The sequence below is a fragment of the Sporosarcina gallistercoris genome (genome assembly GCF_014836415.1).
GTDB classification, from domain to species: Bacteria; Bacillota; Bacilli; order Bacillales_A; family Planococcaceae; genus Sporosarcina; species Sporosarcina gallistercoris.
In genome coordinates, this window is sequence record NZ_JACSQY010000005.1 from 69,074 (window position 1) to 89,279 (window position 20,206).

Consider the following 20,206-nt stretch of genomic DNA (forward strand, 5'->3'; position numbering starts at 1 on the left):
ACACAAAAAACGGTTTCCTTCTTGGAGACCGTTTTTTGTGTGCTGTGATTTAACCGAATGGTTCTGCATACTTTAATAGAACTCTATTCAGTACTATTAAGTGAGGGATGGGAAATGACTGTTTTGTTGCTTCTGTTGCTTGTAGCTGTTCTGTTAGGCCCGTTCGTATTTTCTTTTGCAGAGAGACAACTTGAACTCTATCTTTTCACATTAGGGATTTGCGCTGTAATGACCGCGGGGATTTGGAGCCGCACATTATTTTTCACCGTCATTACGGATCCTATAGCTATCACGTGCGCGGTACTGATTGCGGGTTTGCTATTCCGTGTATTCCAGCAGCCTTTCAGTAAGTCAATCGGTTTTGCAGAGCGTCACGTCCCTTCTCGGATTTTTGTTGCGCTTATGGTCATCACTATCGGGTTAGTGTCGAGTTTCATAACAGCGATCATTGCTGCTATTTTACTGGTTTCCATCATCAGTTTGCTCCATTATGACAGACGGACTCAAATCCGTTTGGTGATTATCTCTTGCTATTCAATCGGTTTAGGTGCAGTTTTGACACCGCTTGGAGAGCCTTTGTCGACAATCGCGACCAGTCGTCTGGACGAATCCTTCTTTTACTTGTTTTCTTTGTTGGGAAGCGATGTCCTCATTGCCATCGTATCACTCGGTTTCATTGCAGGAATCGTTATACAGCCGTCTGCGCTGAAAAGAAGAGTGAATAAGAAATTAGAGAAAGAATCGTTGCGCGCTATTAGTATCAGAAGCGTTAAAGTATACATATTTGTCATGGCACTCACACTATTAGGAGCAGGATTCGAACCGTTATTGAGTCCAATATTGGAAGGGAAAAGCCCGGCATTCCTCTATTGGGCCAATATGATATCCGCTGTCCTGGATAACGCTACACTGGCCTCAATCGAACTCAGTTCGTCTATGGACGAAACGACGATCCGCGCTATTCTAATGGGCTTACTGATAAGCGGTGGGATGCTGATTCCAGGCAATATCCCGAACATCATCGCTGCAGGCAAACTATCCGTCACTAGTAAGGAATGGGCACGCTTCGGCTTCCCTTTCGGATTACTCGCGATGATTATTTACTTCTTTATGGTCGTTTACTGGCAAGAATAGACTGGGTGCCGACGAATCACCCAACTGTATCCATAAAAAAAGGGCTGCACAGAAATCAGTTTTCACCGACGCTCTGAACAGCCTTTTTGGATACTTTATTTATTTCGCTTCGTCACGCGACCTAGTGCGAATGCACCCGCAGCGAGACCGATTAGCGTATTCGTCTTTTTGTTGAACACTTGTTTAACGATCAAGTTCATGTTTTGTGGACGCTCCGCAAGACGGCGCATGAAATAGCCATACCAATCTTCTCCAAATGGAACGTAAGTCGTGAAGTTGTAGCCTTCTTTCGCAAGCTCCAATTGCATGTCTTTACGGAATCCGTAGAGCATTTGGAATTCGAACTTATCATAAGAAATATCATTTTCTTTAACGAATTGCTTCACATGGTTAATGACGTGGTGATCATGTGTTGCAATTGACGTGAACTTTCCGTTCAGCAAATGCCATTCAATTAACTTCACAAAATTTTCATCGATATCCGCTTTGTCCTGATGGGCAACAGCTGGAGACTCTTTATAAGCCCCTTTAACAATACGTAAACGGAAGTCTTTGTGTTGTTTCATATAGTCTTCTGCTTCGAAAAAGTATGCTTGGATCACTGTTCCGACGTTTTTGTACGTTTTCGCCAAATCATCGAGCAAGTCGAATGATGGCTTTAACCGGTCATAGTCTTCCATATCAAAGTTGACGAAAATATCGTATTCGTTCGCTTTACTTACAATCTCACGTAAATTCCCTTCACAGAAGTCTTGGTCAATATCAAGGCCAAGCTGAGAAGGCTTCAGTGAAATCGTAGCATCGACATTGTTTTCATGAATCGCTTCAATCACACTTAAAATTTGTTTTTTTGCCGCAGTTGCTTCTTCGCGATTGTAAACGAACTCACCAAGATTGTCGACAGTACAAGAGATACCGTGCGCATTCAGTTCCTTGATACTTTCAATTGTCTCAGGAATATTTGTTCCTGCCACTACGTTTTGAGCACCCAGTTTCAGACCGTATTTTTTTGCTGCGCTGTTTAAAGTCTGGTTTTGGGAAAGGCCCATAAATAAATCTTTTAGCATGTCGATAACTCCTCAGAACTAAAATTTTTCACTACTTCATTATATCATATATCGCGTGAATACAACATGATCAGACACGTAAAAATGATCGGTTCTTCTTCAGTCAAGACCCTATTTCGTTGTTCATCGATCAGAAGATGAATCCGCTTCTTCTATAGACAAATGGAACAATTGAACACTTGTATCCAATTCCTCTGCAAGTCGTATCATTTCGTTCGATTGTTCTGCAACATCGCTAATCGTTGCGGACGTTTCTTCACCAGATGCGGAAATATTGGACGTCATTTCTTCCAAAGAACGAAGTGCGTCTGCCAGCTTTCGTATATAGCGTTCCGCCTCTTCTGACTTCTGCGCTTCACGCATCAAACTTTCAGAGATGGCCGATACTTCAGCAACTGTACTTTCTACGGCTGTCGAAATACCACTCAACGTCTGAGCAGTTTGACGGACTGTTTCCGAACCGGTTTCGATTAATCCGCCGCTTTCTTCAGTTGAACTCACCACATCTGCAATGCTCGTTGAAATATCTTTGATAAGCTGGTCCACTTCCTGGACATCTTGGTTAGATTGTTCTGCAAGACGTCGCACTTCATCGGCAACGACAGCAAACCCTTTGCCGTGCTCCCCTGCTCTCGCCGCCTCAATGGACGCGTTCAATGCAAGTAAGTTGGTCTGGTCTGCAATATCAGAAATCGATTCAGTGATTGTCTGGATCTTTTTCGCAGAATCTATGAGCCCTTGTATCGCAGATTTAGTGATCGCAGATGAAACGGAAATCTTTTTCATGTCCTCACTTAGTGAGACAGCCCGTTCCCTGCCTTCTTCCGACAACACCATAGTGTTCGATGAAATCGATGTCGCTTTTTTCGCTCGCTCATCCGCTCGGTGAAGATCTTGTGCTAGTTCCTGAATGAGTTGAGATACTTGGTCCACACTTACATTGCCATCTACCACTGAACTCGCCGCTTCGTTAATATTTTCCGAAACCATATGGGCGGCTCCTTCCATTTCCTTTAAAGAGTCCACTGTTTGTGTCGTACTTCGTGTCAATTTGGAAGAAGTCGTTTTGACGGTCCCGATCATTTCCCGCAAATTCGAAGCGAGTGTGTTTAAAGTCATCCCTAAATCCCCAACTTCGTCCTTACTTGAAACTTGTACATCATCGATCGCTAGATTACCAGATGCCAACTGCTTGGAATGCTCTATCAGCTCAGAAATCGGCTTCGTTTTTTTACGGAGCAAGTAAATCGTCAATAGCGCAGCGAGCATTAATGGAACGATGCTAATTAGAATCCCGTTGCGTACCACTCCCCAAGTACGGGAAGTGACAATTCCGGCATCGAAGTCTATAACACTTACTGCGATCACTTCTTTGGTAGGATCCTGATCTTTAAAAATCGGAGCGTACCCTGACAAACGTTTCATGCCAGCAAAATTATACGCTTTGGAGTATGTAGGGTGTTTCATATCCGCTAGCATAGCAATCGCTTCATCGTCCACTTCGAATTTATCTCCCGGCTTGAACCCTTTAGCTTTCAAGTTATCATCGACCGCTACTAACGTCCCATCTAATTCAACAATATATTGTGTTTCAAAGATATCCTTATGAGCAGTTGTCCAGTTAAGTTGTTCACCAACCTTTTCTTGTGTGGAAGCATCACCTTCCAGTGCTTTGTCCATATCTTCAGGTAAAATAAGACCAGTAGTAATGTTAGCACAACCATATGCTTCAATCCCGGCTGCTTCGAAGAGTTTGTCATACGCCGTTTTGTACGTTGCGACCGATGTAATCGCAAGCATGACTACAAGAATTCCTATTATTAAACTGCCTAGCTGAAACGTCAATGACCTTCTCATTTTCATGATACATAATACCTCTTTCCAATTTCGATTAATAAGGACTTTACTACTTTTCACTTTACCTTAGAATTGCTCGAAAAACTATACAAACATACTACATTCACACAACCTTCACCTTTGCTACATATCTACTATCGACTCAAATTGCTATTTTCTAAGTCATTTCCTACAATTTTTCATTATCTATAGGGTATGATAAAATAGTCTATTACTTTGAATAACTTGCAACTGTTTCTGACGCAAGTTTACAACTACCGGAGGGTTCCTTATGTCTGATAATAATGATAAAAATATTTTTGAATTGCTTCATACGATTGAAAAAGTGAGCTATCAAATGATTGTTAAATGGCGACAGCGCTCAGATAACGACTTGGGAATTTCTCATATTCTTGTTCTTCAAGAGTTATTGAACGAAGGAGAAAGCAGACCTTCAGATATTGCTAAGAAACTGAATTTCACTCCAGCTTCCCTTACACATCTTTCGATGAAACTAACGAAGCAAGGTCTAATTGAAAGAAGACAATCAGAAGAAGACAAAAGAACGAAGTATTTGTCCATTACTGAAGCTGGGAAAGTGCTTGTCGAAAAAGCATATAACGATGGGATTGAAGTGCGCAGAGAGTTGTTTTCACACATTTCCACGGAAGAACAGCAAGCGATGTTAGCGATTTATAGAAAACTGGATGAAGCATTGACAAAGCGTTCGAACTAAACACATGAGTTGGGAGGAGTTATATGTATGCAATCATCGTCAATCCTTACTCCGGCCGAAAAAAAGCAACTCAGCTATTTCAACAAGTCGAGCAGTTGCTAAACCTTCACAATATGCCCTATAAAGTACTGCTAAGTGACTCAAAAGATGCATCTAACAACTTCCTGAAAAAGCTGTTGGAAAGCTCGAGTCTCACAGCAGTTGTCGTCATAGGCGGGGATGGGACAACAGGATCTGTCGTGCAGTTCGCGTCTAAGAATGACATCCCGCTCGCCATTTTGCCGGCAGGATCCGGGAATGATGCCGCAAGAGCTTTCGGGCTTTCCTTAAATCCCTTGGTATTTGTTGAAAAACTGAAAGATTTTTCTGTCCGGCAGGTCGATTTATTGAATGTGGATGGCAAATTCGGAATCACTATTGCAGCTGCGGGTGTAGATGCGGAAATCGGAGAAAAGGCAAACCACTCTATTTTCAAAGTGTTGTTAAACAAACTCGGATTAGGCGGAGTTATCTACCCGATAGCGGCCATCCAAACATTAGTCCGTTTTTCGCCTTTTGAAGTGGATCTGTCTATCGACAATGAACAGGTTTTCTGGCCGCGCACTTGGTTGATCGCTGCCGGCAATACCCCTTCCTACGGCGGTGGTCTCCGCGTCTGTCCAGAGGCACTTACAAATGATGGTGTGATGCATATTACCGTTGCACATTCAGCTAGCAGACCTATCCTGCTACTGAACCTATTTCCGAAACTTCTTCAAGGAAATCCGATTCAGAGTCCTTCCATCACTTATTTCACAGCGACCGCCATGACATTACAAGCCAATCGAAACATCTTGCTCATATTAGACGGTGAACCCATCCATTCAACAAGTTTTACAATTTGCATCCAAGCAAAGGCTCTTAGACTGGTGGATACAAGCGAACAACTCATATTTTCATAAAGAAAACGCTTACATAAAATTATCAAACAAAATGTTCTAACTATTTCGACTTAGTTATTGTGTTTCCCTATTGACACATGGTAGTATTGAAAAATGCTAGTGTTGAGGAGGTCGCCCCATTGACAAACATTCAAGAAGTGGAAAAGAAAAAATTAGGGATTGAAGACATTTTAATTGCGAATCAGGTGTTAAAAGATATTGTGGCCCATACCCCTCTTCAAAAAAACGAGCGGTTGTCAGAACAATACGGATGCACGGTTTACATTAAACGAGAAGATCTTCAGCACGTCCGATCTTTCAAGCTAAGAGGCGCATATTACAAGATTAAACGGATTGAATCCGAGGCTTTGGAAAAAGGGATTGTGTGTGCCAGCGCTGGAAACCATGCTCAAGGTGTCGCCTATGCATGTGCACAGCTCGGGATTGACGGAAAGATTTTCATGCCGTTGACTACACCTAAGCAAAAAGTGGATCAAGTGAAAATGTTCGGTAAAGGGTTTATTGAAATTCTTTTGACTGGAGACACGTTCGATGATTCTTTTGACAGTGCGGTCCTTTGCACAGAGGAAGAAGACCGAATATTCATTCATCCGTTTGATGATATCGATATAATCGCCGGTCAGGCTACGGTCGCTGTCGAAATTATGAATGACATTGATCAGCCGATTGACTTCGTTTTTTCGAGCATTGGCGGTGGCGGTCTTATGTCAGGTATGAGCACGTACATTAAAAATCTTTCACCGTTAACTCGGATGATCGGCGTTGAACCAGCTGGGGCGGCAAGTATGAAGGCTTCGTTTACAAAAGGTCAGTTAACTTCCCTACCAACTATCGATAAATTTGTTGACGGAGCTGCAGTGAAGTGCCCTGGACAGAAGACGTTTGATATTTGTTTTGAATTGGTGGAAGACATTGTCGCAGTCCCTGAAGGCAAAGTGTGTACAGCCATTCTGGAATTATATAATAAGCACGCGATCATCGCTGAACCTGCAGGTGCACTTCCAATTGCAGCACTCGATTACTATAAGGATGAAATTAAAGGAAAATCGATCGTCGTTGTCATTAGCGGAGGGAATAACGATATTGGAAGAATGCAGGAAATCAAAGAAAAGTCATTGATCCATGAAGGATTATTATATTATTTCATTGTGAATTTCCCACAGCGTGCAGGAGCATTACGTCAATTCCTGGATAACGTCCTCGGTCCGAATGACGATATTACAACTTTCGAATACACAAAAAAGAATAATAAGGAAAATGGTCCTGGACTTGTTGGCATTGAACTGAAACATCCAGGGGATTATGATGGTTTGCTAGACCGGATGCGTTCGAACGGCTTCTCGTTTACTGAAGTGAATAATGACAGTACCTTGTTCGATTTGTTGATATAACATTACAGCAAAACAGGCAAAGCCGGAATTTACCCGGCTTTGCCTGTTTTGTGTTTTCATAATCCGATTGAAATGTATTTAACCTCTACAAATTCTTCGATTCCTTGATGACCGCCCTCTCGACCCAAACCACTTTGTTTGAATCCGCCAAATGGCGCTTGAGCTGATGAGGGAGAGCCATCGTTCAAGCCGACAATGCCATACTCCAGCTGTTCACTCATCCGGATTCCTCTGCTGAGATTTTCGGTGAAGAGATAGGCTGCTAGCCCATAAATTGTATCGTTCGCCCGTTGTATCGCTTCCTCTTCCGTTTTGAAAGTGGAAATGGGAGCGACTGGACCAAAGGTTTCCTCGTTCATACACAACATCTCTTCAGTTACGCCTGTAAGGACAGTAGGTTCATAGACCAGCCCTTCTAGCTTTTTACCACCTGTCACAACTTTCGCACCTTTGCCAAGCGCATCTTGTACATGCTTTTCCACTTTTTCAATCGCTTTTTCATCCACTAATGGACCAATTTGAGTGCCTTCTACGAGACCATCCCCTGTTTTAAGTGCTTTTACTTTTTCCGTAAAGATTTTCGTGAATTCATCAACAATCGATTCCTGTACATAGATTCGGTTTGCGCATACACATGTTTGTCCAGCATTTCTGAATTTCGTAGCAATGACACCGTCCGCCGCCTTTTCAAGGTCACTGTCATCCATGACAATGGCTGGAGCTAAACCGCCCAGTTCCAGTGACACTTTTTTCACAGTATCTGATGCTTTCTTCATGAGGCTTCGACCGACTTCAGTGGATCCTGTGAATGTGATCTTCTTGACACGTCCATCCTCGAGCCACGCATCGCTAATCGCTTTCGAATCTCCTGTGACGACATTCACGACACCCTCAGGAATTCCTGCTTCCAATGCAAGTCTAACAAGCTTGATGGCAGTTAAAGGAGTTTGACTCGATGGTTTGATGACCACTGTACATCCCACCGCAATCGCAGGTGCCACCTTCCGTGTGATCATCGCCGCAGGGAAATTCCATGGTGTAATCGCAGCGACGACTCCAACCGGTTGTTTCGTCACGATCATCCGTTTGTTATGGTGAGTAGCTGGGATCGTTTCACCGTAAAGACGCTTCCCCTCTTCTGCGTACCACTTGTTGAAATCATTTGCGTACTCAATTTCACCGATGGCTTCTTTAGTCGGTTTCCCTTGTTCCAGTGTCATCGTTTTTGCTAAGTCTTCTTTATCCCTTTCAATGAGCTCGTGCCACTTCATGAGCAGTCCGCTCCGTTCATATGCAGAAAGAGCAGCCCATTCCGGAAATGCTTTATGTGCTTCATCCACAGCCCGGACAGCTTCTTGTTCTCCACCTTTAGGTACATGTGCAATCTCTTTCTGTGTGAATGGATTAACGACTGAGATTTTTTCCAGTTTTTCACCGAAGTCTGTTGTACCAATAATCATTTCATAGTTTTCCATTAAAAATTCCTCCTTAAAAATCGCAAGTTCTAATGATTTGAATCTCACTTGAGGTGTGAGATGACCAAGGTTTGTTGGTTACTGTCAGTTTTTGAATGCTTCACAGCAGATTACTGCAAGTTTTCGTGATAAACTGAACGATAGCAAGCTTTTCCGGCTTACTGAACAAAATAAGGAATGTGAGGCGACGTACACATGGAAACAACCGTTAAACTAACGACACTTACTAAAAAAGGCGGCTGTGGGTGCAAAATCGGACCAGCGGATTTAGCTGAAGTTTTGCGAACACTCCCTGCTGCAACACCCAATCCGAACCTGTTAGTAGGATTGGATACGAGCGATGACGCGGGTGTTTATAAGTTAACAGACGATCTTGCAATCGTGCAAACATTGGATTTCTTCACACCCATCGTAGATGATCCGTACGATTTCGGTCAAATTGCTGCAACAAACGCAATCAGTGATGTCTATGCCATGGGAGGGACTCCAATAACAGCCCTTAATATAGTTGCATTCCCTATTGCGGCACTCGACAAAACCATTTTGACAGAAATTCTTCGTGGCGCGGGGGATAAATTGAAAGAAGCTGGAGTGGCACTTGTCGGCGGACACTCGATTGACGACCAGGAACCGAAGTTCGGTCTTGCAGTGACTGGAACAGTCCATCCTGACAAAATCCGCCCGAATGCAGGCGCCCTTCCTGGAGATATTCTTCTACTTACGAAACCAATCGGAGTTGGCATCTATACAACTTCATTGAAACACGGTGAATTATCTGATGAAGAAATCAAGCACGTTACGTCAATCATGACAACATTGAACAAAACAGCTGCTGAAACTATGGCGGACTTCGACGTTCATGCAGTTACAGATGTGACTGGATTTGGTCTACTTGGGCATACTTCTGAGATGGCAAAAGGCAGTAACGCGGGCATCACAATAGAGGCGAGTGCTGTTCCAGTCCTCCCCCGCGCTAAAGAATTAGCAGCAGGTGGTCGTGTTCCAGGTGGTACGAAAAATAACTTTGCACACCTTGAAAATGATGTCACATTTGCGACTCACTTAGACCAGATCGACCAATGGATTTTGTGTGATGCTGTCACTTCGGGCGGATTGCTGATTGCGGTTTCTCCGAACGAAGCGGATGGGCTCCTCGCTGCTCTTCAGAAAAATGGTGTGGACGCAAAACAGATTGGTAAGGTTACTTCCGATAATCCTGGACACATTTCTGTCCAATAAGAAGGTGCATGTATGTTTCGCGATATAACGCTACGGGATTTAATGGGGCTACATGCAAAAGAGCCCCATACAATGATCGATGTCCGATCACCTAAAGAATTTGCAGAGGCAAGTATTCCAGGAGCCTTGAATATTCCTGTTTTTAATGATGAAGAACGCGCAGAAGTCGGGACGATTTATAAGCAAATCGGTCAGGCAGAAGCAAAAAAAAGAGGACTTGCGATATTTGCGGAAAAGCTTCCTGCATTCATTGCTGAGTTTGAAAAGATCGAGACGTCGATGACTGTGTTTTGTTGGCGCGGTGGAATGCGCAGTAAAACAGCAGCGACCGTTCTCGATCTCATGGGCATCCATGCGCACAGACTGACTGGAGGTATCCGCACGTATCGCCAGTGGGTTGTAGAAGAGCTTGCTAATCTCGCTTATCCGCCGGAACTGATCGTATTGAACGGCTATACAGGTTCAGGAAAAACGGTGATTTTGCATAAGCTGGCAGAAGCGGGTCAACCTATTATCGATTTAGAAAATCTCGCTGGTCACCGAGGATCGATTTTCGGACAGATCGGATTAGCGGGCAGTAACCAGAAAAAGTTCGAATCGTTACTCTTACACGATTTAAAACGGACGTTGGATGAAAAAGCTGTGTTTATCGAGGGCGAGAGTAAGCGAATAGGTAAAGTGACGATGCCTGGCTTCTTGTTTGAGAAAAAAGAACATAGCCGACAGTTGATCATCAAACTGCCGATTGAAGAGCGTGTGAAAATTACGCTGGAAGATTACAAACCAGCAGAGCGACCGGAAGAGTTCAAAGCTGCTTTCGAGCAGATCCGACGCCGGATTCACGTACCCATTGCGAAGGAAATCGAGGTTGCATTGAATACTGGCGATTTCGAGACGGCAACTCTATTGCTTCTTGAACATTACTACGATCCACGTTATCAGCATTCGACCGGAAAAGTGGACGATGACTTGAAAGTGACGATTGCAGCGGACACTGTGGACGAGGCATTCGAGAAAGTACTGGCTTGGAAACAAGAATATGTGAGAAATAAATAAGGAAAGCATGCACACCTTTGGGAGTACTTGAACAACTCCTGGGTGTGCATGCTTTTTGTTGTGTGGCTGTGTAGGGTTATGAGCGTTTTCTTTGTTTATGATCACTTTTCACGGTTTATGAGCGTTTTTCTTTGGTTATGATCACTTTTCACGGTTTATGAGCGTTTTCCTTTGTTTATGATGATTTTTCCCGGTTTATGAGCGTTTCCTTTTGTTTATGATCACTTTTCCTGGGTTATGAGCGTTTTTCTTTGTTTATGATCACTTTTCCTGGGTTATGAGCGTTTTTCTTTGGTTATGATCACTTTTCACGGTTTATGAGCGTTTCCTTTTGTTTATGATCACTTTTCACGGTTTATGAGCGTTTCCTTCTGTTTATGATCACTTTTCACGGTTTATGAGCGTTTTCTTCTGTTATTCATTTCCCATGATCCAATTACTTCTTCGCGTCACTCACACGTTCTAAAGGGATATCTGCAGTGATGTCATTCAATACCCAACTTGCACAGACGAGTCCCGCAACAGATGGGCAATAGGAATTGGATGCTGGCGGCATTTTCGCTTTCCGGATTGCAGCGTCCGGTTTCCCGACCGTTTCTACGACATCAGGCCTTACAATGATGGGACTTTCATCTGAAAACACGACAGGGACACCTTTATGGATGCCAAGTTTACGCAGACGCGTGCGGATCACTTTTGCAATAGGGTCTGTGTGTGTTTTAGAAATATCAGCAATCTGGAATCGGGTCGGATCGATTTTGTTCGCTGCACCCATACTCGAAATGATTTTGATGCCCCGCTTGTGACATTGTTCAATCAGATGAATCTTGTAACTGATTGTGTCAGACGCATCGATCACATAATCGGGCTTCTGATCGAAAAAGCGATCTGCTGTCTCTTCCGTATAGAACATATGTAGCGGCACGATTTCGCAATTCTCATTAATGTCTTGTATGCGCTCGACCATGACTTCCACTTTTGAACGCCCCACCGTAGATAAATAGGCGACCAATTGCCGATTGATATTGGTAATATCGACATCATCTTTATCTACTAATATGATTTTCCCAACACCGCTGCGTGCGCAGGCTTCTGCAGCGAAAGATCCTACACCGCCTACTCCTAATATCGCCACAGTCGTGTCACTCATTCGCTTGACGCCTTCTTTACCAATGGATAATTCGTTTCTTGAAAACTGATTCAACATGTTCTAACGACCTTTCTTTAATAGGAATTCACACATAAAAACCCCTCAGCAAGACTGCCGAGAGGTGAACATTCACATAAGAAACAAATCCCGAATGTGCCGTCTTTGTAATATCGTTTTGAACCCGCACGATGCAGGTGGGTGTCCGATCTTCTTACTTCTGAGGTCCCATGACAGGCATGTCATCATAAGAAGAATCTAGACTCCCGACGATTGAAGTGTTCGGTCAAAACTGTCTGGCAAATAACGAACACCTCAGGATTTGTTATTACATGTATCATAGCATACGACTTCTCGAGATTCAATAATTTGCAGTCGAAATTATCTGTTTTATTCAGAAAAGTCCTAATTCCCTATTTTTGTTCGTTAGCCAATTGGATGTGTAACTCTTTCAATTGTTTCGGGTCTACCGCGTCTGGAGCTGCCGTCAGCAAGTCAGTCGCACTTGCTGTTTTCGGGAATGCAATCGTATCCCGTAGGTTAGTGGAACCTGAAAGTAACATTACAAGGCGGTCAAGACCGAATGCGATTCCTCCATGTGGCGGAGTTCCGTATTCGAATGCATCGAGCAGGAATCCGAATTGCTCGCGCGCTTGCTCGTCAGTGAAGCCAAGCGCTTTGAACATTTTTTCCTGAACATCACGTTCGTAAATACGAAGCGATCCTCCTCCTAATTCGTAGCCATTTAGCACCAAGTCATAGGCAAGTGCTTTCACCGTTTCCGGGCTGGATACGAGTTCTTCCACATCAGCAGGCATTGTGAACGGATGGTGTGCCGCATAATAACGGCCATCTTCTTCGTCGTATTCAAATAGCGGCCAGTCTGTCACCCATAGGAAATTGTAAAGGGACTCGTCGATTAATCCGCGTTCGCGACCGAATTTCATACGGAGCGCTCCAAGCGTGTCTGCGACCACTGATTTTTTATCAGCAGCGAATAATAACAAGTCACCCGGCTGTGCATCTGCAGCTGCTTTAAGAGCTTCCGCTGTTTCGCCTTCGAAGAATTTTGAAATCGGACCTTTTAGACCGTCTTCCTCGCATTTTAACCAAGCCAATCCTTTTGCACCGTACACCGCTGCGAATTCACCGAAGCCATCTATATCTTTACGTGAATAATCAGCTGCGGCACCTTTTACATTAATCAGTTTCACTTGACCGCCAACTTCCAATGCGCCAGTGAAGACTTTAAATGTTGTTTTCTGAACGATTTCAGAAACATCGATGAGTTCCATAGCGAAGCGTGTATCTGGTTTATCAGAACCATAACGTTCCATGGCTTCCGTATACGTAATCCGTTTAAAAGGTCCGTCAATCGCAATATTTTTCACGTCGTTCATGACTTTTTGCATGAGACGTTCATTCAACTCGATAATTTCTTCGATGGACATGAAACTCATTTCCATATCGATTTGAGTGAATTCAGGCTGACGGTCTGCACGCAAGTCTTCGTCACGGAAACAACGGGCGATTTGGAAATACCGGTCAAATCCTGACACCATCAGCATCTGTTTGAAAAGCTGTGGTGATTGTGGAAGCGCATAGAACTCCCCATCGTGAACTCGACTTGGTACGAGATAGTCACGAGCGCCTTCAGGTGTGGATTTCGTCAGAATTGGTGTCTCCACTTCCAGGAAACCTTCTCCATCCAAAAAGTTACGGACGGTCTTCGTAATATCAGAACGCATTTTGAATGTACGCGCTAATTGTGGACGACGGAGATCCAAGTACCGATATTTCAAACGTAACTCTTCACTGACGTCCGTGTCATCTTCAATTAGAAACGGAGGGTTTTTCGCTTCATTGATAATTGTGAGTTCTGACACTTGAACTTCGATTGCGCCCGTTTTCAAGTTTTTGTTCTTCGTCCGTTCTTCCCGTTCCACTACACTGCCTGTAATTGAAATGACAAATTCGCTGCGGAGTTTGTCAGCAATAGCGAGCGCTTCTTCAGAAATCGCAGGATTGAAAACCGCTTGTACGATTCCTGTGCGGTCCCGCATATCGACGAAGATCAGCCCTCCGAGGTCACGACGCTTCTGAACCCACCCTTTTAATGTTACTTTCTGACCGATATGTTGCTCATTTAGTTCTCCACAATATTGTGTACGCTGCATCATTCAACACTGCCTCTCTTCAATTAGCCTTTAATAAGTTCAATTAGTTCTGTGACGGTTACGGATTGTTGCGTTCCCTCCGCCATGTTTTTAAGTTGGACAATCTGCTGTTCGACTTCCTCTTCCCCGATCACCGTTACCCATTTGGACTGCAGTCGGTCTGCAGACTTCATCTGCGCTTTCATCTTACGATCCAGATAGTCCATGTCCGCTCGGATGCCCGCTGACCGCAACTTTTGGAGTACATGGAATCCTTCTTTTTTCGCTGCTTCACCAAGCGTCACGACATATACGTCAAGCGCATCGTCATTTGCCAGTGGGACTTGTTCCGCTTCAAGAGCTAGCAGCAAACGTTCGATACTCATACCAAAGCCGATACCTGGAGCTGGTGGTCCGCCGATTTCTTCAGATAGTCCATCATAGCGGCCTCCGCCACAAAGTGTCGTGATGGCTCCGAAGCCTTGTGCTGTACTCATGATTTCAAAGGCGGTGTGGTTATAGTAATCGAGACCTCTTACAAGATTTGGATCAAGTTCATAGGAGATGCCCGCTATCGTCAACAATTCCTTCAATGCTTCAAAGTACGCCCGTGATTCATCATTCAAGTAATCTGTAAGCGATGGAGCTGTTTTCATGAGCGGGTGCTCCCGGTCCACTTTACAATCCAGGATTCGTAAAGGATTTTTCTCCAGACGGTTTTGGCAATCACTGCAGAACTCGTCAATATGAGGAGTGAAGTGTGCAACGAGAGCATCTCTGTGGGCTATACGCGATTCTTTGTCTCCAAGGGAATTCAAGACCAGCTTGATGTCCTTCAGACCTGCACGCTTGTAGACTTCAAGAGCAAGTGCGATCACTTCAGCATCGATTGCCGGATCAGCACTACCGATCGCTTCTGTACCGAATTGAACAAATTGGCGATAGCGTCCAGCTTGTTGACGCTCGTAACGGAACATCGGCTCAATGTAGTATAATTTTACAGGTTGGTCCACCCAGCCGAACATTTTGTGTTCAACGAATGATCGTACAACAGGTGCCGTCCCCTCAGGACGCAGTGTCATGGAACGGTCCCCGCGGTCTTTGAACGTATACATCTCTTTCGATACGATATCGGTTGTATCCCCTACTGCCCGCTGGAAAAGTTCCGTCTGCTCGAACATCGGTGTGCGAATTTCTGAATAACGATAGACTTCACATGTTTCCCTGATCAGTTGTTCTGCTTTTTGCCACTTCCATGATTCGCTTGGCAGAATGTCTTGTGTTCCTCTTGGCACTTTAAACTTCATTGCTAAACCCCTCTCATCTGTTTCAATTCAACGGAAATACAAAAAAGCTCCCACCCCTTGCGTATGCAAGGGACGAGAGCTTGTATCAGCTTCCGCGGTTCCACCCAAATTGACGTCTATGACGTCCACTCGTATCCGGGTAACGGCCGGCTCCGTCTTTACCTAGTATGCCACTTGGGCGTTTCAGTAAAGAGTCTCGTTGGTGTTGTTCGTCAAGTTAGTCTGCAGGGGGATTTCAGCCACGTCCGCCCTTCTCTGTTCAGCCACAGTCTTGAGTACTTTCCAAGTCATCGACATGAATTCTTCATGCAGTTAACAATAATAGTACCATCTGAAGCAAATGTGTCAACCTTTTTCATTTCCTCTAGTCTTTTTCGACAATCTCTTTTACAATAATGAGAAAGGAGAGTGATGAAATGGCGAGACTTGCCAAACTCGTAGCCGCTATCCTGTTGTTATCGGTTACCTTACTAGATGCGCGGCTAGCAACTGCAGAATCTTCAGGACAAACGGTCATTGTCGATTCTCCTACGTTAAATGTGCGTTCCGGGCCAGGGCTCACCTATTCTTTGATAGGAAAGCTGAAAGACGGACAAAAATTGGAAGTCCTAGACCGTTCTGATGATTGGCTGCAAATTTCGGTTGATGGTGAAACCGGATGGATTGCTTCTTGGCTTACTAAGTCCAACGATAGCGGATCCAATGAAAACAAAACCATCGTCTCGCGTGTCGATTCGCTGAATATCCGGTCGTCACCGTCGATTACATCTGCAGCTATCGGGAAATTACGCTCCGGTGACCTTGCTAAATTGGTTGAATACCAAGGGGAATGGGCGTCAATTATCGTTGACGGCATGGAAGGATGGGTCCATACGACATACATAACTGAAGTGGAGGAAGGCCAAAAAACGGGTGCATCCGAGTCCGAAAAACCTAAAGTTACGGATGCCAATTCGTTTACTGTAATCGTGGATAGATTGAATGTCCGAAAGAAGCCTGATCAGACATCAAAGCGGATCGGGACTGTCAGCAAGAACGACACGTATCCCATTGAAAAAATTGACGGCAATTGGGTCAAGATTTCATTGGGTGGCAAAAAGTCTGGATGGGTGTATGCGTTCCATGGCGAACTTTCAAGCAAGTCCACGAAGTCCTCGAACAATTCAAATACCGTCGCAAAGACTGTCTCGATTGTAACGAACGGCACAAACGTCCGTGTAGAACCTACAACAGCCTCGGACGTTGCTTTACGAGCAGACGCCGGTGATGAGTTCCATGTGGTCGAGAAGAAGGATGACTGGTATGAAATCCAACTCTCAGATGGGGGCACAGCTTACGTCGCTGAGTGGGTTGTGAATTCTTCAGAAACATCAGCCAGTTCTGCGAATGCTGCCACTAAAAAACCGAAGCGGATTCCTGGCACTTTGAAAGGCATCACCATTGCTATCGATCCGGGTCATGGCGGAAATGATCGGGGGACAACAGGAACACGCGGATCAGATGAAAAGGACCTTACTTTACAAACGGCTGAACTCCTTGCAGGTAAATTGAAAGATGCCGGAGCTAAAGTCATCATGACACGAGATTCGGATTCCTACGTTTCACTCCGCAAACGGACATCCATCGCTCACGAGGAAGGTGCAGATGCGTTTGTCAGCTTGCATTATGATGCGAATCCCGATCGATCGATTACAGGGTTCACCACATATTACACACAGTCTGCCCAACAATCATTTGCTCAATCCGTCAATGAAGGACTTTCAAGCACCATCGATTTGCCGAACCGAGGAACTCAGCCAGCTAATTACTTGGTTCTGCGTGAAAACAGATTACCTGCCGTCCTCATTGAATTAGGATTCCTATCCAATTCATCTGAAGAGCGGGTGTTGACGAGTTTATACTTCCGGGAACAAGCTTCTCAAGGTATTTACAAAGGACTTCTCCATTATTTTGACACAAACTGAAAAAACGTCCGTTGCATGCCAATCCTTTGGCCGCAGCGGACGTTTTTCATTTGGATTCAACTATTATTGTAACCGGGCCATCGTTCACGAGTTCGACATCCATCATCGCGCCGAAGACACCCGTTTTCACCGTTAAACCAAGCGAGCGGAGCTGTTCGTTGAAATAATCATAGAGGGGCTCTGCCGCTTCCGGTCTCGCTGCTTCTATAAAGCTTGGCCGTCTCCCTTTACGCGTATCCCCATAAAGGGTGAATTGGGATACCGAAAGAATGCCCCCACCTGTTTCATCGATGGAGCGATTCATCTTCCCGTCTTCATCCTCAAACAATCTGAGCCCCGCAATCTTCTTTGCCACATATGCGGCGTCTTCTTGTGTATCGTTATGTGTCAGCCCGACGAGCAGCACATAGCCGTGATCGATTGCTCCTGTAACTATGCCGTCTACTGTTACCGAAGCCTTCTTGGATCGTTGAAGCACCACTTTCATGTCACGACACCTCTTTGTCAGTTAATAATCCGTTGAACGGAGTAGATGTCCCGTACTTGCTTGATTTTATCGACAATCCGCTGCAAGTGTTGCAAGTCCGTAATCTTGATGGACATACTGATATGTGCGATTTTGACACGGTCCGCTTTTCCGGAAACCGCCACAATCGGTGTTTTTGTATCCACTACCGCCATCATCACTTCGTTCAGCAAGCCTTGGCGATCGTAGCCTGTAATTTCAATATCGACTTGGAATTCCTTCTTAACACTTTCAGCTCCGGATACTGCCCAGTTGACGTCTATCAAGCGATCCTCTTGCCCACCTTCTGCGTGGATATTCGGACAATCGACACGGTGAACCGAGACTCCGCGTCCTTTTGTGATGAACCCTACGATTTCATCCCCCGGGACCGGATTGCAGCATTTGGACAATCGGATGAGTAGGTTTTCCAACCCTTTGACGACTACCCCCGATTCAGTCATCGGTTGCGGCGGCTGGGTCTTGATCTCAGAGACGATCTTATCAATCGCGTCTTTTTGCTCCCGTTCTTTACGGATCTTATCCGTCATCCGGTTGACGACTTGCTGTGCGGTAATTCCGCCTGAACCGATCGCAGCATACATATCTTCTTCAGAAGTGAAACTGTATTTATCAATCACACGTCTTAGACTTTCTGGTGTGACGACTTCACGAAGTACAAATTCTTGGTGTTTGACTTCTTTTTCAAGCAGTTCTTTTCCGCGATAGATATTCTCTTCACGCAATTGCTTTTTGAAATACTGACGGATTTTGTTGCGCGCTTGGGAAGTATTAGCGATTTTCAACCAATCACGGCTCGGTCCAAACGACTGTTTAGACGTTAACACTTCTACGATGTCACCGGTAAATAATTCGGTCTCAAGCGGAACCATCTTACCGTTCACTTTCGCACCGATTGTCCGGTTCCCCACTTCTGAATGGACACGATAGGCAAAGTCGATTGGAACGGAACCTTTAGGCAGTTCAATGACATCCCCTTCAGGTGTGAATACGTAGACCATATCCGAGAACAGATCGAATTTCAGTGACTCCATGAACTCTTCTGCATTCGATGATTCGTTCTGCATCTCCAGTATTTCACGGAACCAAGTCAGTTTCGAGTCGATCGTATCAGGATGATCTGCAGTAATCCCCTCTTTATAAGCCCAGTGCGCAGCGACCCCGAATTCAGCGATTTTGTGCATTTCCTCCGTACGGATCTGCACTTCCAGCGGATCTCCAGCAGGACCTACAACGGTCGTATGCAGCGATTGATACAAGTTTTGCTTCGGCATCGCGATATAGTCTTTAAAACGGCCTGGCATCGGCTTCCAGAGCGTATGGATAATTCCAAGGACGGCATAGCAGTCTTTAATGCTATTGACCACAATGCGGACTGCCAGCAAATCGTAAATTTCGTTGAACTCTTTTTTCTGCAACACCATTTTCCGATAAATGGAGTACAAATGCTTTGGCCGTCCTGACAGATCAGCGTGAATGTCCATCGTTCCAATTTCGTTATGGATTTGTTCCATTACATTCGCCAAGTAGTTTTCACGCTCTATGCGTTTCTGTTTCATGAGGTTGACAATGCGGTAATATTGCTGAGGGTTTAAATAGCGAAGGGCGATATCTTCTAGCTCCCATTTAATCGCAGATATTCCGAGTCGATGCGCAAGAGGTGCAAATATTTCAAGGGTTTCAGCAGAAATCCTGCGTTGTTTTTCTTCTTTCACATATTTTAGCGTCCTCATATTGTGCAAACGGTCCGCCAATTTTATGAGAATGACCCGAATGTCCTGAGCCATTGCGATAAACATTTTCCGGTGATTTTCAGCTTGTTTTTCTTCATTCGTTTTAAACTTCAACTTCTCAAGTTTGGTGACGCCGTCGACAAGCATCGCGACTTCTTCCCCGAAGTCCCGCACGATGTCTTCTCTTCCGATTTCCGTATCTTCCACTACGTCATGCAAAAATCCGGCAGCTACTGTCGAAGGGTCCATCTGAAGTTCCGCAAGAATTCCAGCTACTTGCACCGGATGGAGAATGTAAGGTTCTCCAGAACTTCTGAACTGACCTTCATGCGCTTTCTTTGCAGCTTCGTACGCTTTTTCGACAAATGCAACGTGTTCGTTATTCATATAGGAACCGACAAGTTCAAATATATCCTCTGCCGTTAAATCCTGAGTTTTAGCCATTCTCTCACCTCTTTCAATCGATTTCCGAAAAAATAAACATACCTCTATTGTATG

The 20,206-nt window shown here is 44.6% G+C and carries 15 protein-coding genes, 1 other RNA gene and 1 other annotated feature; of the genes, 7 read left to right on the forward strand and 9 right to left on the reverse strand.

Features of this window, described 5'->3' with window-relative positions; translation table 11 throughout:
• Positions 1-114 precede the first annotated feature (114 nt).
• On the forward strand, positions 115-1,134 hold the full coding sequence (locus tag H9659_RS08345) for a DUF1646 family protein (RefSeq protein ID WP_191689489.1): 1,020 nt from the start codon (positions 115-117) through the stop codon (positions 1,132-1,134).
• Between the two features lie 95 nt (positions 1,135-1,229).
• Here the strand turns inward: H9659_RS08345 and H9659_RS08350 are convergent, their stop codons facing one another.
• The gene (locus H9659_RS08350; protein ID WP_191689490.1) at positions 1,230-2,201 is read right to left on the reverse strand and encodes a proline dehydrogenase family protein; all 972 of its coding nucleotides are present in this window, start codon (positions 2,199-2,201) and stop codon (positions 1,230-1,232) included.
• 123 nt (positions 2,202-2,324) lie between these two features.
• Positions 2,325-4,064: a methyl-accepting chemotaxis protein gene (locus H9659_RS08355; protein ID WP_191689491.1), complete on the reverse strand. Its 1,740-nt coding sequence runs from the start codon at positions 4,062-4,064 to the stop codon at positions 2,325-2,327.
• 265 nt (positions 4,065-4,329) lie between these two features.
• On the opposite strand from H9659_RS08355, the gene H9659_RS08360 reads away from it, so the two are divergent.
• The 3 genes from H9659_RS08360 to ilvA all read left to right on the forward strand — a co-directional run bounded on the left by H9659_RS08360 (position 4,330) and on the right by ilvA (position 7,105).
• Positions 4,330-4,773: a MarR family winged helix-turn-helix transcriptional regulator gene (locus tag H9659_RS08360; RefSeq protein ID WP_191689492.1), complete on the forward strand. Its 444-nt coding sequence runs from the start codon at positions 4,330-4,332 to the stop codon at positions 4,771-4,773.
• Positions 4,774-4,796: 23 nt separating this feature from the next.
• Positions 4,797-5,714, forward strand: a complete 918-nt coding sequence (locus H9659_RS08365) for a diacylglycerol/lipid kinase family protein (RefSeq protein WP_191689493.1) — start codon at positions 4,797-4,799, stop codon at positions 5,712-5,714.
• 128 nt (positions 5,715-5,842) lie between these two features.
• Positions 5,843-7,105, forward strand: coding sequence for a threonine ammonia-lyase IlvA (gene ilvA, locus H9659_RS08370; RefSeq protein ID WP_318240711.1), 1,263 nt, complete (start codon positions 5,843-5,845; stop codon positions 7,103-7,105).
• A gap of 56 nt (positions 7,106-7,161) precedes the next feature.
• Here ilvA and H9659_RS08375 read toward each other — a convergent pair whose 3' ends face one another.
• Positions 7,162-8,580, reverse strand: a complete 1,419-nt coding sequence (locus tag H9659_RS08375) for an NAD-dependent succinate-semialdehyde dehydrogenase (RefSeq protein ID WP_191689495.1) — start codon at positions 8,578-8,580, stop codon at positions 7,162-7,164.
• Positions 8,581-8,775: 195 nt separating this feature from the next.
• Here H9659_RS08375 and selD point away from each other — a divergent pair, with 195 nt between their 5' ends.
• Together selD and mnmH are read left to right on the forward strand one after the other, a co-directional pair.
• Positions 8,776-9,819, forward strand: coding sequence for a selenide, water dikinase SelD (gene selD, locus H9659_RS08380; protein WP_191689496.1), 1,044 nt, complete (start codon positions 8,776-8,778; stop codon positions 9,817-9,819).
• Positions 9,820-9,831: 12 nt separating this feature from the next.
• Positions 9,832-10,875 carry a tRNA 2-selenouridine(34) synthase MnmH gene (gene mnmH / locus H9659_RS08385; RefSeq protein ID WP_191689497.1) on the forward strand — a complete coding sequence of 348 codons (1,044 nt, stop codon included), beginning with the start codon at positions 9,832-9,834 and terminating at the stop codon, positions 10,873-10,875.
• A 436-nt stretch (positions 10,876-11,311) separates the two neighbouring features.
• On the opposite strand, the gene H9659_RS08390 is transcribed toward mnmH, so the two are convergent.
• The 4 genes from H9659_RS08390 to hisS all read right to left on the reverse strand — a co-directional run bounded on the left by H9659_RS08390 (position 11,312) and on the right by hisS (position 15,485).
• On the reverse strand, positions 11,312-12,082 hold the full coding sequence (locus H9659_RS08390) for a tRNA threonylcarbamoyladenosine dehydratase (protein ID WP_191689498.1): 771 nt from the start codon (positions 12,080-12,082) through the stop codon (positions 11,312-11,314).
• 83 nt (positions 12,083-12,165) lie between these two features.
• Positions 12,166-12,347: non-coding RNA, 6S RNA (gene ssrS, locus H9659_RS08395), on the reverse strand.
• Between the two features lie 88 nt (positions 12,348-12,435).
• Positions 12,436-14,202: an aspartate--tRNA ligase gene (gene aspS, locus H9659_RS08400; RefSeq protein ID WP_191689499.1), complete on the reverse strand. Its 1,767-nt coding sequence runs from the start codon at positions 14,200-14,202 to the stop codon at positions 12,436-12,438.
• Positions 14,203-14,222: 20 nt separating this feature from the next.
• A complete protein-coding gene (gene hisS / locus H9659_RS08405) occupies positions 14,223-15,485 on the reverse strand; it encodes a histidine--tRNA ligase (RefSeq protein WP_191689500.1) in 1,263 nt (420 codons plus the stop codon).
• 65 nt (positions 15,486-15,550) lie between these two features.
• Positions 15,551-15,785: a binding site (T-box leader), on the reverse strand.
• 116 nt (positions 15,786-15,901) lie between these two features.
• On the opposite strand from hisS, the gene H9659_RS08410 reads away from it, so the two are divergent.
• Positions 15,902-17,449: an N-acetylmuramoyl-L-alanine amidase gene (locus H9659_RS08410; RefSeq protein WP_191689501.1), complete on the forward strand. Its 1,548-nt coding sequence runs from the start codon at positions 15,902-15,904 to the stop codon at positions 17,447-17,449.
• A gap of 46 nt (positions 17,450-17,495) precedes the next feature.
• Here the strand turns inward: H9659_RS08410 and dtd are convergent, their stop codons facing one another.
• Together dtd and H9659_RS08420 are read right to left on the reverse strand one after the other, a co-directional pair.
• Positions 17,496-17,936, reverse strand: a complete 441-nt coding sequence (gene dtd / locus H9659_RS08415) for a D-aminoacyl-tRNA deacylase (RefSeq protein ID WP_191689502.1) — start codon at positions 17,934-17,936, stop codon at positions 17,496-17,498.
• Between the two features lie 17 nt (positions 17,937-17,953).
• Complete coding sequence (locus H9659_RS08420) at positions 17,954-20,152, reverse strand: RelA/SpoT family protein (protein ID WP_191689503.1); 2,199 nt, start codon at positions 20,150-20,152, stop codon at positions 17,954-17,956.
• Between the last annotated feature and the right edge of the window lie 54 nt (positions 20,153-20,206).